We start from the raw sequence: 16,266 nt of genomic DNA on the forward strand, positions 1-16,266 counted from the left end.
CTCCGGCATCGCATACGCAATGGATTTACTTTTCTTTCAACTGGCTCAACAAAGCCTCTGCTTCTTCATCTGATAGATTTTCAATCTGCTCGAGCAAATCAGCCAGCTCGGTTTGAACGCTCTGAGGAGCCAGCGCCTGTTGAACCAGCTCGGCCAGTTGCTCTACAGTCGGAGCTTCAAACAATGCCCGGAGTGGCAATTCAATCTGAAACGCTTTGCGAATCCGGGAAATTAACTGTGTGGCCAACAAGGAATGGCCACCGTGCTCAAAGAAGTGATCACGGATACCCACTCGCTTATATCCCAGCACCTCTCCCCAAATCGAAGCAAGCTGTTGTTCCAGTTCTGAACGCGGTGCGACAAATTGCTCTTCCTCGACATCTGTCAGAGGGGACGGCAGCGCTTTCCGGTCAATTTTTCCATTGAGCGTCAGCGGGAACTCTTCGAGCTGCATAAACGACGACGGGATCATATATTCCGGAATTTCTTGCGAGAGGAAATCGCGCAGCTCCGCTTTCGTCGGTTTCATGCCCGCTGCGGCAACGAAATAGGCAACCAATTGCTTCTCGCCTCGTTCGTCTTCACGTGCAACCACGGTTACATGCTCGATTGCCGGATGTTTGCCGAGCAGTGTCTCTATCTCTCCGAGTTCAATACGGAAACCGCGTATTTTCACTTGATAGTCGATCCGTCCCAGAAACTCCAAAGAACGATCCGGACGGTAACGAACGAGGTCACCGGTTTTATACAGTCGAGGGTTGTCGTCCTGCGTAAACGGATTTTCCAGGAACGTCTGGGCGTTTTTCTCGGGAGCATTCAGATAGCCCCTCCCCACCCCAATTCCACCGATGTACAGCTCTCCAGCTACCCCAATTGGTACCGGCTGCCTATTTTTATCCAGGACGTACATCTGCATATTGGCGATGGGTCGGCCGATCGGAATTGTCGCCACCTCTTCTCCCGGAGGTTCTTTGATAAAGTGATGCAACACATCATCGGAACACTCCGTAGGTCCGTATGCATTGATGAGATAGGCATTCGGGTAGTAACCAAGCCATCTTTTGCACAATTCAGGCGGCAACACCTCGCCGTTTGGAATCATCCAGCGAAGCGAAGACAAATCAGGTTGTTTAAAATCGCGCAACGCGATCTCTTCCAGCATCGCCCGCAGCAATGAAGGGACCGTTTCCACAATCGTCAATTGGAGGTGTGCCATTGCATCGAGCTGTCGTGACGGGTCAAAGGCGACTTCGTCTTTCAAAATCACAACACGGCCTCCGGTCAACATCACGGCAAACAACTGCCACACGGAGATGTCGACGCACTGGGACGAGTTTTGCGCTACACGATCCGCCTCTGTCATGCCCAGGTCATCGATTTTTGCATAGAGATGGTTTACCATTCCTCGGTGTTCTACCATCGCGCCTTTTGGTTTTCCGGTAGAACCTGATGTGTAAATGACGTAGGCGACATCTTCCGGCTTCCCGTTCGCGCTTACCGGCTCGCTGCTCTCTTGTGCGATTGTCTCCCAGTCTCTGTCCAAGCATAGGGAAATGTTGTTCTTCTCTGGAAACACGCCAAGCAAGCGATCGTACGTAAGCAGTACCTTCAAATCTGCATCTTCGATCATGTGCGTCAAGCGTTCTTTCGGATAGGCAGGATCGAGCGGAACATAAATGCCACCGGCCTTCCATATTGCCATGATCGAGATCACCCACTCCAGGTTGCGTTCCCCAAAGTAACCAACAAAGACGTCACGTTCGACTCCGCGGGCTTGCAAAAAGCGAGCGAGTTGATTGGATTTCCGCTCCAATTCCGCGTAAGACAATTCCTTGCCGTCGAAAACAACAGCGGGCTTCTCTGGCGTCTTTCCTGCCTGTTTTGCAAAAAGCGCATGAAAGAGTTGGTCCACCGGGTAGTCCGCACGCCTGCTGTTCCATTCGACCAACAGCTTATCCGTCTCTTCTTTTGTCAGGAAGGATTGTATCTCGTGACGGCCTAACGGATTCTCCGCCATTGCCTCCAGGACGTTTTGATAATAGCGTCCGATTGTTTCCACCTGATCTTCGGTTAATTCATCCGTTTCAAAATCAAGCGCGAACAAAACCTGTGACGTGTTGATGTCTACCGTAAATTGCGCTGTCAGCGGAACATAGGTGTAATCGGACTGCGCGGCATTGATGATTTCAACATTTGGCACGCTGTGCAAGCTCTCTGCGATATGGAAATGGGTGTAGTTGAACACTACATCAAACAACGGCTGACCCGAGCTGTGTTCTTTTTGCAGCTGAACAAGCGGATATCGCCGATAGGGCAGTATTTCCCGTTCAGAATCAAACGCCGTCTTCACCAGATCGATCCAGGTGCCTGGCGACAGCTCCGCCCGAAGCGGCAGTGTGTTTAGAAAAATTCCGAGCACTTTATCGCCGTCAGTATGCTCCAGACGCCCGTTTGCGATCAAACCGGAGATCACGTCCGTCTGTCCTGTCAGCATGCTCAACACCTTGAGGTGCCCGGCGAGAAAGATATTTTTCAACGGGATGGCTGTGGTATTGGCCAGATTTCTTAATCCCTCGCTCACTTTGGCAGAAAGCGGAACCCAGATGCGGCCTTTGCTGTTGTCCTGTTTGGCTTCAGATTTAGGCCAACGGTATAAAGGTGTGATTACGCAGTCACTCAACTTTTCGTTCCAGAAACGGCGCGCTTTTTCCGATTGCAGCGTCTTCTGCTCCAGCTCCACAAAATCGCGATAGGAGCTCTGCAAAGGCGCTTTCTCGGGTCGCTGTCCATTCGTAACCCATGCAGCGTAATCGGTGAGCAGCTCGGTGATCAGGGACACGACGCTCCAACCGTCCAGGAACGGCTCAATCAGCACCAACTGGAACTCTTCATCAGAATAACGGCAGACATAAAAACGGCATAATCCCGGTTTCTGCCAATCAAACGGTGTTTTCCGCTCTTGCTCCAGTCTGGCAGACAAGTGTTCCTGCTGCTGCTCATGGGACAAGTGCCGCAGGTCTTCTACGTGCAAAGATATGGCAGCTTCTCTGTATACCAATTGAAGCGGCTGACTGAAATGGCTGATGTCAAATGACGTGCGCAAGATGTGATGGCGCTGAACCATTTGCTGCAGGGTCTCTTCCAAAGCGGCTTGGTCGAATAGGCAGCGTACGCGATAACTGGAAAGATAGACCTGATAATCGGACGACATCTCGCTGTGATAGACGAATGCCGCTTGTGTCATGCTCAGCGGATAAGCGTCCTCCACCTGTTGCGGAATCAACAGGCGGTCTTCCGCAGAAATCAGTCCGAATGGCTCTTTTCCACCTGTACTTTCTTCATGTTGTTGAACCCGTTTCGCAACTGCAGCCAATTCACGAATCGTTTGATACTGAAAGAGATCCTGTATGGATAAATCCAACCCGCGTTCCCTCGCCTGAGACAGGATGGCAATGCTGCGGATCGAGTCGCCGCCCAGATTAAAGAAGTTATCGTCGATGCCGATTTTCTGTACGTGAAGGATGTTTTCCCATACGGAAACCAAAATCTCTTCTTCCGCGGTGGCAGGCGGCACATAGACTGCTTCCGATTCCGGTTTTGATGGTGAAATAGCAAGCAGTGCCTTGCGATCTACCTTGCCGTTCTCTGTCATCGGCAGTGCATCAAGCAGATAGAAAGAGGACGGCACCATAAAAGCGGGAAGTCTCTCCTGGAGAAAACGGCGCAAATCCGCTGAACCGAGGGAGCTGCCTGGCGCGACCACTGCATACGCTGCCAGATGCTTTTCCCCGTGCAAATCATTTCGGGCAAATACGATATTGTCCCGTACCTCGGGATGCTTTGCAATCACCGCTTCGATTTCATTCAGCTCGATTCGGAATCCCCTGATTTTTACCTGGTGATCGATGCGACCCAAATACTCGATGTCTCCGTTGGCATGGAAACGAACCAAATCACCGGTTCGATACAGGATTTCCGATTCGTTGTGCGGATTCGCAATAAATCTTGATTTCGTCAATTCCGGGCGATTCAGGTACCCCCGTGCTACACCCGCCCCTCCTACAAACATCTCTCCTGCCACCCCAATCGGCACAGGCTGAAGCTGCTGATCAAGGATGTAGATTCGCAGGTCCGGGATCGGCTGCCCGATGAAGCTCGCCTGTTTATCCACGTCCGCCTTCGAGAGCGGGCGATACGTGACGTGAACGGTTGTTTCCGTGATCCCGTACATATTCACCAACTGCGGACGTTTGTCGCCGTGACGATCAAACCAGGGACCAAGCGACGGAATGTCAAGCGCCTCACCGCCGAAGATCACCAGGCGCAGAGCGAGATCGTCTGACATGCCGATCGTCTCTTCCGCCTTCATCAATTGCGAGAAGGCCGAAGGTGTTTGGTTCAGAACCGTCACTCTTTCTTTGACAAGCACTCGATAGAATTCTTCTGGCGAGCGGCTGATCCAATAAGGAACGATCACCAGGCGTCCGCCGTAAAGCAATGCTCCCCAAATTTCCCAAACGGAGAAATCAAAGGCATAGGAATGGAACATCGTCCACACGTCCTGCTCCGTAAACGAATACCACGGTTCTGTTGCTTGGAACAGGCGGATGACTTGGTAATGAGGAATCAGCACGCCTTTTGGCTTCCCGGTCGATCCGGACGTATAGATGACGTAGGCCAGGTGATCGGGTGTTGTGCCGCTTGCCGGATTTTCGCTGCTGTTTTGAGCGATTGCGTCCCAATCGGAATCTACGCACAAAGTCTTTACATCGCTCTTTGGCAAATCGGATAACAGTCGCTTCTGGGTCAGCAAAATACGGACTGCCGAATCTTTCAGCATGAACTCCAAGCGCTCTTTTGGATAGGCCGGATCAAGAGGCACATATGCTCCGCCAGCTTTTAACACACCGAGAATGCACACGATCATCTCGATGGACCGCTCTACGGAGATCCCGACAAGATCATCCGGACCGATCCCCTCCTGTTGCAAATGATGGGCTAATTGGTTTGCCCGGCTGTTTAATTCACCGTAGGTAATCCGTTCGTCTCCGCAAACAACCGCAGTTTCTCCTTTATGAAGCGCTGCTTGGCGTTCAAACCATTGATGGATGCACTGCTCTTTCGGAAAGGCAGCCGCTGGATGGTGCATTTCCAGGAGATGTGTTTTTCCTTCCGCCGACAGAATCGGAAGCGTGGAGACTTGCTGGGTCGGATCATTTGCGATCTCGGTCAACAGCGTCGCATAGCTGTTTAACAGACGATCGATCGTTGGTTCCTCATACAGGTCGGTATTGTATTTCAGCTCAATCGAGAGAACATCACCTACTTCGACGACCGTCATCGTCAGATCAAATGGAGCTGCCTGTTCGTTGAGCTCTACTGGTTCCAGAAGAAGGTTGCCCAGCTCGATTCCTTCCTTTTGACCGCCAGCGATCAATGGAGCCAGTCTCCTGTAACTGCCGCCCACATTTTGCATGACAAACGCGGTCTGGAAGATCGGTGAACGGCTGGCGTCCCGTTCCTGCTGCAGTTTTTCTACCAGCACTTCAAACGGATAATCCTGGTGCGCATACGCCTCTAATACGATCCCGCGCACTTTTTTCAACAAGGTGACAAAGTCCGGATTTCCTGACAAATCAACTCTGATCGGTACAGGGTTCGTTACATAGCCAACCAGTTTTACCAGCTCCGACCGGGATCTGGCTGCCATCGGGGAGCCGATGATCAAGTCATCCTGACCAGCGTAACGGTGCAACAGCACAGCGTAGCTGGCCAACAGCGCCGTATACAAGGTAGTTTTGTACGTTTTGCTGAGCTGCTTCAATGCAACTGTCGTTTGCCCATTCAGTCGAATGGTTTTGGCAGCCCCATTGTACGTCTGAACAAGCGGCCGCGGATGATCGGTTGGCATGTTCAGGATCGGAAGTTCTCCTGACAGCCTTTTTTCCCAGTACGCGAATTGATCTGCTCCCTCGCGATCAGCAAGCATGTTCTCTTGCCAGAGCACATAATCGGCAAACCGTACGGATACCGGCTCGAGGTACGATTTTTCTCCTGCGGCTTTTTTCGTATACAACTGGCTCCATTCTGAAAACAACAGGTCAAATGACCACAGATCTATCACAATATGATGGAACGACCACAACAAAACGTGATCCTCCAGAGCTGTTTGAAAGAGCTGCACGCGCATGAGCGGCCCTTTCTCCAGATCAAACGGTCGGTGCGCCTCTTCTTCCATGCGTTGATGCAGGGTGATCGTATCCCAAGTGGATGCATCCTCAATTTTCACGTTCGCTTCGATGTTTTTGCGCACGTATCCAAGCGGCAGTCCGTTCTCCAGTGCGGGATACGCTGTTCGCAGTACGTCATGCCGGCTCACCAGTTCGTTGAACGATTCGATCAGTACGGGAACATTCATCTGCCCCTTTATGCGGACCGCTTTGCTGATGTTGTACGCACTGCTGTGCGGCGCCAGCTTATGCATAAACCAAAGTGCCTGCTGACCGCGCGAGAGAGGCACGTAATACTCCTCCTCTTCACCCTTGCTCGCATTCGCGATCACTTGGTGATGTCCATTCAAGCGTTCCGCCAACAGCTTTGAAAGTTTGGTCGAGCTTTCCACCTCAAACAATTCTGTCGGATTCAGGACGATCCCGAGATCTGTTTCAATCGTATACTGGAGCTGCATCGCTCGCGCCGAGTCCATTCCCAGCGTGCTCAAATGCTGACCGGCATCGTATTGGGAGGACGAGATTTGCAAGACGCGCGGTATGATATTGCCCAGATACGCTTTCAGTTCCGTCTGGAGTTCTTCCGGTCCCATCCTCAACAAAGCATCGCGATTCACCGTCGGGTCTATCGTTTCTTCGAATGGTTCGTCATCCAATACGTGGCTGCCGATGACATGGAATCGGTCTTGGAGGTAAATTTCACGGCATAAGCGGCGCTGTATTTTTCCGCTTGATGTTTTCGGAATGCTGCCATAACGGACAAGCTGGATCGCGTAAACCTGCACCCCGTGATCCTGTGCGACGGCCTGACGGATGCAGCTGGTTACTTCTTCGACGTCAACCTGTCGGTGATGACGATCGATCTCGGAAACAATGACGAGCCTTTCTTCCCCGTTTACTTGGACGGAAAATGCCGCGCATTCCGGTCGCAAGGCAAAATGGCTCTTCTGTGCTGACAATTCGATGTCCTGCGGATAGTAGTTGCGACCGCGAATAATGATCAAATCCTTCAATCGTCCGGTTACGAACAGCTCGCCGTTTTGCAAAAAGCCGAGGTCGCCTGTACGGAGGAAAGGCCCTTCTCCGCTGTCCGACAGATATGCGTTGAACGTAGCAGCAGTCTGCTCTTCATTTCCCCAGTAACCGCCGGCAACACTTCGCCCGGCTACCCATATCTCGCCGATTTCATCAGCCCCGCACTTTCTGAGCGTCTGCGGATGAACAATGCACACCGTTTGATCGGAAACCGATTGTCCGCATCCCACCAGTGCCTGACTGGTGTCGGAGTCAAATGAAGGTGGCTGCTCAAGCACCCGATTGTCCGTCAGCGCCTCCTTGTCGAACTTTTGGATGGCCGGAAGTGTTAACCGTTTTCCACCGGAGACGAACAGCGTACCTTCAGCCAATCCGTAGCACGCGTAAAAAGCCTCTTTTTTAAATCCGCAAGGTGCGAAAGCCTCGGCAAAACGCTCAATCGTCTCTTCGCGAATCGGTTCCGCGCCGTTAAAGGCCACTTCCCAACTGCTCAAGTCCAGCTCCGCTTTCTGTTCATCTGTAATCCTCTTGACGCATAGTTCGTAAGCAAAATTGGGACCGCCGCTTACAGAAGCGGCCGTACGGGAAATGGCTTGCAGCCAGCGCAGAGGCCGCTGCATCATGTCGAACGGAGATATGAGCGTTGTGTGGAAGCCTGCGTATAACGGCTCAAGAATTCCACCAATCAGTCCCATATCGTGATACGGCGGCAGCCAAATAACGCCGCGGTCCTCCGAGGTAATTCCGAAACTTTCCTTTATCGCAGATAAATTGTGCAGCAGGTTTCCGTGACGAACCATCACTCCTTTGGGAGTAGAGGTAGAACCCGAGGTATACTGCAAGAATGCGAGAGATTCCCCGTTCAGATCAGGGGTCTTCCAATCATTTTCACTGATTCCGCTTATTTGATCGGTAGCCAGCCACGTTACCCCGTTCATTTCCGGGAGCGCGGCAAAGCTCTCTTTGAAATTCGTTGCCAGTTTTGAAGTCGTGAGTGCGATTTTTGCCTGACAATCCATAGCAATGGCGTGAATCCTCGGTATGAGCCGAGGAGAAGTCGGGGGGTATGCAGGTACAGCTATACTTCCTGCATAGAGACAACCGAAAAAGGCAGCGATATACTCAAGCCCCGGTTGATATAGCAGCAGAACGCGCTCCCCACCCGCCTGCATGTGCTGCAGCTTGGCTCCAATCACTCTTGCCCGCCGGTCCAATTCTGCGAAAGTCATGCTCTCTTCGTTCAATTCCCCATCGAGCAAAAAGCGGTAAGCCTCCTGGTTGGGTCGCTCGTTTGCTCTCGATTGCAGCATCTCTACCATGGTAGAATACATAAGCGTTTCTTCGGACATGAATGGCCGCATTGCAGATGACCTCCAAATTTTATAATTTTATGCAAAATTTGGTAATTGATCGCACAGCCAGACCCTGGCCCTTCTCTCCTCACGATTATGGATGAAGGACCAGCAGGTCTCCTTTTCGGTACTCTTCTGGTGCGAACCATTGCTTGCACAGTTCTCCAGCGGCATGGGGGACTGCCTGATCGGAATACCAGCAGCTAAAAACATGGCCCGATTGCCCCGGTGCGACAATATCAAAGGAATTGCCGGCAAGATCGGACAGATCGACAACCTGACGCCACGGAGCGCCGTATCCCACGACTCCCGATCCGTCAAAACCCATCAGACACACGGTTTGTCTGCTGCCGCCCATGGGAATATCCGGTTCCTCTACCGGAATCCCGAGAGATTTCATGACAGCTGCCAACGGGTGGGTGTAGCGGATTCGATGGTATTCGCCCCACCTCCACGCTTGAGGGTTCTCGCCCTGCAAGTCAACCGCTTGCTGCACAGCGCTGATAAAGCTACTGATGGCAAGTTCTTTGATTCCCCCCGCCTGTTTGATCCAGTCGTTTTCGCGACCCGCTGCCGCTTCGAGCAGCATGGCGTCTGTCACATTGGTGCCATCTGCCATGAGTTGATACAGCGCAGGTCCCAATTTCGGTTCGTACAATCGTTTTCGCAACAGATCGAACCACAAGTGATACATAAGGGGGGCTGCCTGCTCGGCCTCGTCTTGATAATTCCATTCTTGCAATAATTGCAACGCTTTCTGCTCCACGTCTGTGAGCTGCACCTGATTGAACAATGCAAGCAAGGCAGGCAGCAAGGTTGTCGCTTGTTCGTTGAAAAGGTCCGCTTGAAGACGACGCATATCTTCTGATGAAAACTCTTTGCTGCCGCGAAGGACCTTGGCAATCCGGTTGGCCCGATACGGTGCATCCCATGAATGGGCGATCAGATACGGATAGGAGTCATTGACGATTTTGTTGTTAGCCGCGACGATAAATCCTTCCTCGGGATTTACCACTTCGGGACACTTCTCAAAAGGGATAAACCCGTTCCACTCAAATTCATTCGTCCAACCGGGCACGGGAACCAGTCCGTCCCCTTTGGCACGAATCGGTATTGCTCCAACGGTTTTGAATGCGATCGTGCCGTCATTGGAGGCAAACAACACATTTAGTGCCGGAGAGACGATTTTTTGCAGACCTTGTTTGAATTGCTCCCAGTTCTCCGCTCTGTTCATCTCCAAAAACGCCTCGATCTCTCTGCCCGGAGAGTACGCCGTCCATCGCAAAGACAATCCGTATTCTTCCCGTTTTGAGACTTCTGGAGTGTGGTCTGTCAAAACAGGGCCGTGACGGGTAATTCGCACTTCCATGGGTATGCTTGCCTCACCTTTTACCTCTATCACTTCGCGAACAACGGTAACGTCCTCCCACTTGCCCTCCTGGTACACTTGATGCGGATTGTCGCTGTTAAACTTTTCTATGTATAAATCCTGTGTATCCGCGATTGCATTCGTTACCCCCCAGGCGATGGAGTCGTTGTGCCCCAACACGACACCGGGTACCCCGGGCAGTGTCACCCCGATCACATTCAACGTTTTTTCTTCAGCCAGCAGATGCAAATGAGTTTGAAACCAGATGGACGGCGTATCCATACCGAGATGCGGATCGTTCGCCAAGAGCGGCTTTCCGCTCTTCGTCAGCTTTCCGGAAACGACCCACCCGTTCGAACCGGCAACGGCGCCTGATCCCGTGAAAAATTGCAATAAACTCCTCAATTCCATCTGAATGTTTATGGGCAAATCAGCTTCCTTTTCGGAAACAGTGCTCCCCCCGGTGTGTTGACTGGAAATCGTGATAAAGCCGTCAGCTGGATAGACAGGCCAAAGTTGTTTGGCCAACTCATCGCCTACTTGATTTCGCAAAAGATGGCGATACACTTCCGCTTTCATATTTTCGCTCAGGCTCGCTGCCAGCAGCTTGCCGATCAACAGCGTATCAATCGGCGTCCAGAACTCCGGCTGATACCCCAGCAGATTGCATTCGAGCGGAAGCGTGTTTTCTTCAACAGCTTGACGCAGGTAGGCGTTCACGCCCTGGGAAAAACTGTCCAGGATCTTTCTGGTCGCTGGCGAACACTGGGTCAGGGAATCCTCGGCGGCTCTTTTTAGTTGAAGCTTGCGATACAGTTTATCCGAGTTTACCGTCGAGGAGCCCATTACTTCCGACAACCGCCCGCTTGTTAGCCTGCGCGACATATCCATCTGCCACATGCGTTCTTGAGCAGTCACAAACCCTTGTGCCAGATACAGATCGGCTGCTGTCCGGGCCTCAATATGAGGCACGCCTCTGTGGTCCCGATACACGTGAACAGGTTTGTGCAAAGCTGCTACTTTCAGCTCCCCGGATGTTTTCGGAATACCATGGCGGACAACCGATTGCAGGTGGACTGACACATCCACATTTTGATCGTGCATGGCGGAACAACCTCCTATTGAAGACGTTTGAAATGCGCTTCTTTTCAACAGGCCTTACATCGAAGTGACGGAATTGCCCCTTCTGACTTCATACATTTTTTGTCCACGCCAAAAGAAGAAAATACTCAATAATGCAATCAGTCCAAACGTGTTGAACATCGCAATGCCGCCGTATTCTGCCAGCAGAATTCCGCCAAACCACGGGCCGATGAAGTTGCCAAATCCGTTAAAGGTATGCGCTCCGTAATACGTGCCACGCATTCCTTCGGGCGTAATGCGGTCGACGATAATGTATTCAGACGGGACGATCAATATTTCTCCAAGCGTGAAAACGATCATGGATATGATAAAAAACGTCCAGCTGCCGGAATACGCAAAGCCTGCCTCGGAAATGGCCAGAAGAATGCTTCCCATCACGATGTTGATCAACGGCGTAAACCGTTCCGCCCATTTTGTCAGCGAATATTGGAACAAAATAACGACTACTGAATTGATACTCATCAAGATCGCAAATAACCGGACCCCGTCGATAAAGCTATTTTTCAAATATTGAGAGAGCGTAACAGACATCTCGCCCATTACCGCCATCGTCAGGATGCTGCCCAGGATGAAAAATCCCAGCACCTTATCGTGGCGGATGACATGAACAGCACTCCGAATGGTTATCTTCTCTTCCGCTTTTGTTTGAATATCTTCATAGGCAAAGTATTTGAAGCTGAATTGCAGAATGAGGACGTATAGCAGGTAAAGAATCGCCCCCACAAAAAACGGCACCCGGTCATCGATGGTGGACAAAGCGGTACCGAGAAGCGGACCAATGGCAAAACCGATGTTCACCGAAGTATAACGGAACGAGAATAGTCGCAGCCGTTTTTCCGGTGGAGTGACATCGCCCATCAATGCCTTGGACACAGGATCGAAAAACGAAATGCATAGATTCAGCAAAATGTTCAAAACAAAAATCAACAGGACATTCGTGGTTAAAACAAACCCGAAGAAAACCAGAGCAAAGACATAGAGCGTGCCGATCAACACTTTTTTACGGCCGATAAAATCGGAAAGTGTGCCTCCGATAAAGCCGCCAAAGGTACCGGCGATCGCACCGACCCCTATGATCAATCCAATCTGTGCCGGATCCAGATCAGTCGTTTTGGCGAGATAGATAGCTAGGAAGGGGATACTCATGCCTCTTGCTACAGATACCAGGATGATCCCTAGTAACAACGTGTGGACAATTGGATGAAAAGACTTGTAAAACTCTCGTAGTTTCCCCATTCGCGTCTCCTTGTTTCTATGATTTTCTTGACAAAGATTCACTGCTGCTATTTACGTATTGGTCTTGGAGAATGCATGTGGTGAGCACCAGAAGCAGAACGGTATCTGCATTTACGCGTTGGCTTTTATCCATGTGCGGGAGTTGGTCGAGCAGCTTGATCATCAGTTTTTTCTCAAAGAAAGGAACATCGTCCATGACCTTGCTTCTCAACATATCCTGAGTCAACTGAAACAACTTGTTGTCCGTTTCCAATGTGGAAGGAGGAGCATTAAACGGCTGTTTGGGGCGGGAGTAGACGGTCTGGGTGAGGTAGGGCTTCGCCGCTTCACGAAGAGCATACTTTTCTTTGAACCGATTTATCAGCATCGATACAGGAAGGTTTCGTACCACTTCAAACAATTTGTGATCAAGCAGGGGCATTCGCACTTCTACTCCATGAGACATATCCAGACGGTCGGCAAACAGGATCTGGTTAGGCAGAATCGACTTGTTCCACGTATAAAGAACTTGAGTGACGCGATCTCGCCCTGCCAACTGTCCTTCTACATCCAGCTTTTTCACAAATTCACGATACGGATCGTACTCGGCAAAGCGCGCTCCGAAATCGGGCGAGAGCAGCTGTTTTAACGGCATGCGGCTTGCATGCACAGCCTGGATCCAGGCGGGTGTGTATCCAAGTGTCTGGTTGAAACAATCCAATGACTGGTTGAGATAGCTGCGAATCGAAACGTGGTTAAAAGAGGGATTATGTTGCAAAAATTCGTCCAGTTTGCGAAGCTTCTCCTCTTCGCTCAGGCCTTCCAGTCCGGCGAGCAGCAAATCCAATCGGGAAAATATGTATCCGGCAAACAATTCATCAGCGCCGTCCCCCGACAACACGACGCGAATCCCCCGCTCGTGGAGTACCTTGCTTTTCAAATAGCGGGCAACGCCGTTCATGTTGATCCCAATCGTTTCCGCATGCCAAACGGCCTTTATTACGTGATCGGCAAAATCGGTATGATCAAGCGGAATCAGATGAAAATCCGCCCCTACATGGGCCGCCGTCTCACGCGCTACTTCACTTTCATCATAGGCATGATCCGAAAACGAAACGGTAAATGCTTGCAGCGGGTCCGTCCGATGCCTGGCAGCCATCCCAAGTACCGTTGAAGAATCAACGCCTCCGCTGAGATGAAATCCAACGGGTACGTCGGCCCGCATCCGTGTCTTGATGCTCTCGTCCAGTGCATGCCTTACTTCACTGATGTACTCTTCTTCGCTGCGTGGCAGAGAATTCGCGTCTGCCAGCGGATAGTGATGATCCCAATACTGTTTGATTTGTATTCCATCAGCCGTAGCAAGCAGGTAGTGGCCGGGTGGAACCTGGTTAACACCTTCGAATAACGTACGGTCCAGATGCTTGTAAAACAACAAGTGCTGGTAGTAGGATTCATGATCCCACTTCGCGGGTACTCCTGCTGCAAACAGCGCCTTCATCTCCGACGCGACGTATAGAACCCCATCTTGTACTGTGTAAAAAAGCGGCTTGATCCCAAAACGGTCTCGCACAGCCAACAGGCGTTGCTCGGTTTCATCCCAAAGCACCAGGGCAAATTCACCGCGCAGGTATTCAAGAAATCCGAGTCCATTCTCTTCGTACAGATGCAACGCGATCTCACTGTCAGAGCGTGTTCGCAACCGGTGCCCCCGTTTGACTAACTCTCTCTGAATTCGCTCGTAATCGTAGAATTCACCGTTTACGACAACGTGAAGCCGTTCATCTTCATTCGCAATAGGCTGGTCTCCAGTCTCTAGGTCAATAATGCTGAGGCGAGCGTGACCCAATCCGACTCGCTTGCTTTCGGACAGCCAGATACTTTGCCGGTCAGGTCCGCGATGGGAGAGTTGACGAGTAGCACGTTCGACAGCAATCGCAGTGATGGGAGCCTGTTTCGAAAACATTGCGACAATTCCACACATATAAACCAACCTTTCCCTACATAATTTTGATAGTGCTGCCGTACGAAGATCACTCTTTGGAAGAATAAAAACAGTAATATTGATAGAATGTGTATTGCAGATCAGCATATCAGACCATTTCAGTATACCATATTTAACCAAAAATATAACTTTTTTCAATTCACCAAATTTCAACAAGGTATTTTGGCACCCAAACGCCTAATGGCTTTCACCGCCATAGACATACATTCCCTATGCATATGGGAAACCGGGCAACGATCCATTTTCCTTTTGATACCGTAAAGCTGGTACCCTACTATTTCAAAATCAGAGGTTCCTATCATCGATCAGGAAACAGGGAAGACGATCAACTCTACCTATGCAAACATCGAGTGGGGTTTATGTTGGGGATTGTATATGGAAACGTTCCGGAGCTGAACAGAAGCTGACGTGTGTGATTTCTTGCAAGTCACCCGATATGGATTTACGGACTAACGAAAAAATCGATTTACGAAAGAGCTATGAACACTCCCTCCAGCGAAAGATGAGCTTCCTCTAACCTTGCGTTTGGACGTATGTCGGCCTAATGCCCCTGCCGTCTGCGTATTCCTATGACAACTGCCTTCGCCCGTGTGAGGATGGCCGAGAAATGGCAGCTTTGCCGCTTCGAATCACAGTGATCGATTCAACAGAGATCAACAAGTCGATTCCTCCTTCTTTGAGAATGTATGTTCCGGTTTTGATTATACCATAATCGCGGACAAAAAATGACATTTATCCCATCGCTTGGGCAATATCCTGTCTATTCAACCCGATAACAGTCTATACAGTTTATTGGAAAAACCCCTTTGAAACGGTTACGAATGAAGTGCGCTTTCGCCTCATACAAAAAAATAGCCGGCTTCACACGCAATGTGGTGAAAACCGGCTTACTCAAAACCTTTTTGCTCCGGGTCTACTTCATTTTATTCTGCCAGGAGAACAGCTCCCGGCTACCCATCTCTAACCAACACTATATCTAGCCAATGCCGACTTCCTCATTTTAAGGAATCAGCCCCTGCTCCTTCAGCCAAGCTTCCGCAACATCCCGCGACTTCTTCTTGTCTACATCCACCTGCGCGTTGAGCACCGCCATTTGCTTGTCGTCAATCTTCCCGGCGAGCTTGCTCAGCACTTCCTTGATCTGCGGATGCTTCTGCAGCGTTTCCTGACGGACGAGCGGCGCGGCAAAGTACGGCGGGAAGAAATGCTTGTCGTCCTCCAAAATGACCAAATCGTGCTTCACGAGCTGACCGTCTGTCGAGAAGGCATCGATGATATCGACGTTCCCTTCGCTGATTGCTTTATATTTAAGACCGGCGTCCATTGATTTCGTACCTTTGAATTTCAGGCCGTATGATTTTTCCAGGCCTTTCAAGCCGTCCGAGCGCTCGAGAAACTCCTGTTCGGTTCCGAACGTGAGCTGTTGCGCATGCGGGATCAGATCAGAGATTGTCTTCAGCTTATATTTATCGGCCGTCTCTTTTGTCACCGCCAGGGCATAGGTGTTGTTAAACCCGATCGGCTCCAGCCATTCCATTTTGTATTTCTCTGCAAAATCTGCCTTTACCTTGTCGTACACCTCTTGAGGGTCCTTCATCGCTTCCTGTCCCATGATGTTGACCAGACCCGTTCCCGTATACTCTACATACAGGTCTGCACTGCCGCCTTTGACGGCGTTAAAAGCTACATCGGTCCCGCCTAAAAACGGCTTTGTCTCGACTTTTAAGTCCGTATTTTTCTCCAGCATGATACCTACGAGATTCGTCAATATATCTTGTTCCGTGAAATTTTTCCCCACCACAGTCACCTGATCAGACGCTTTTGTACCGGTCAGAACCGAGCAGCCCGTCACAGCCATCATCGACAATGCCAACACGCCCATTCCAACTTTCCTCAGCCATCCTGCTCTCACAAGAT

At 50.7% G+C, this 16,266-nt stretch carries 5 protein-coding genes; all 5 read right to left on the reverse strand.

Going from position 1 to position 16,266, the window contains the following annotated elements:
• Window positions 1-25 precede the first annotated feature (25 nt).
• On the reverse strand, window positions 26-8,626 hold the full coding sequence (locus NSQ24_RS20275) for an amino acid adenylation domain-containing protein (protein ID WP_339166468.1): 8,601 nt from the start codon (window positions 8,624-8,626) through the stop codon (window positions 26-28).
• Between the two features lie 85 nt (window positions 8,627-8,711).
• Window positions 8,712-11,090, reverse strand: coding sequence for a penicillin acylase family protein (locus NSQ24_RS20280; RefSeq protein WP_251255113.1), 2,379 nt, complete (start codon window positions 11,088-11,090; stop codon window positions 8,712-8,714).
• A gap of 54 nt (window positions 11,091-11,144) precedes the next feature.
• Window positions 11,145-12,365 (reverse strand): MFS transporter, encoded by a 1,221-nt coding sequence (locus NSQ24_RS20285; RefSeq protein ID WP_024983404.1) that lies wholly within the window; start codon window positions 12,363-12,365, stop codon window positions 11,145-11,147.
• Between the two features lie 16 nt (window positions 12,366-12,381).
• A complete protein-coding gene (gene asnB, locus NSQ24_RS20290) occupies window positions 12,382-14,328 on the reverse strand; it encodes an asparagine synthase (glutamine-hydrolyzing) (protein WP_024983405.1) in 1,947 nt (648 codons plus the stop codon).
• Window positions 14,329-15,349: 1,021 nt separating this feature from the next.
• A complete protein-coding gene (locus NSQ24_RS20295; RefSeq protein ID WP_197029772.1) occupies window positions 15,350-16,261 on the reverse strand; it encodes a glycine betaine ABC transporter substrate-binding protein in 912 nt (303 codons plus the stop codon).
• Window positions 16,262-16,266 lie beyond the last annotated feature (5 nt).

The sequence above is a fragment of the Brevibacillus sp. FSL L8-0520 genome (genome assembly GCF_037963895.1).
GTDB classification, from domain to species: Bacteria; Bacillota; Bacilli; order Brevibacillales; family Brevibacillaceae; genus Brevibacillus; species Brevibacillus borstelensis.

Excerpts from the sequence above, each read along its gene's own strand:
- NSQ24_RS20275 (WP_339166468.1), bottom strand. The coding sequence starts at position 8,626 with ATGCGGCCATTCATGTCCGAAGAAACGCTTATGTATTCTACCATGGTA.
- NSQ24_RS20280 (WP_251255113.1), bottom strand. The coding sequence starts at position 11,090 with ATGCACGATCAAAATGTGGATGTGTCAGTCCACCTGCAATCGGTTGTC.
- NSQ24_RS20285 (WP_024983404.1), bottom strand. The coding sequence starts at position 12,365 with ATGGGGAAACTACGAGAGTTTTACAAGTCTTTTCATCCAATTGTCCAC.
- asnB (WP_024983405.1), bottom strand. The coding sequence starts at position 14,328 with ATGTGTGGAATTGTCGCAATGTTTTCGAAACAGGCTCCCATCACTGCG.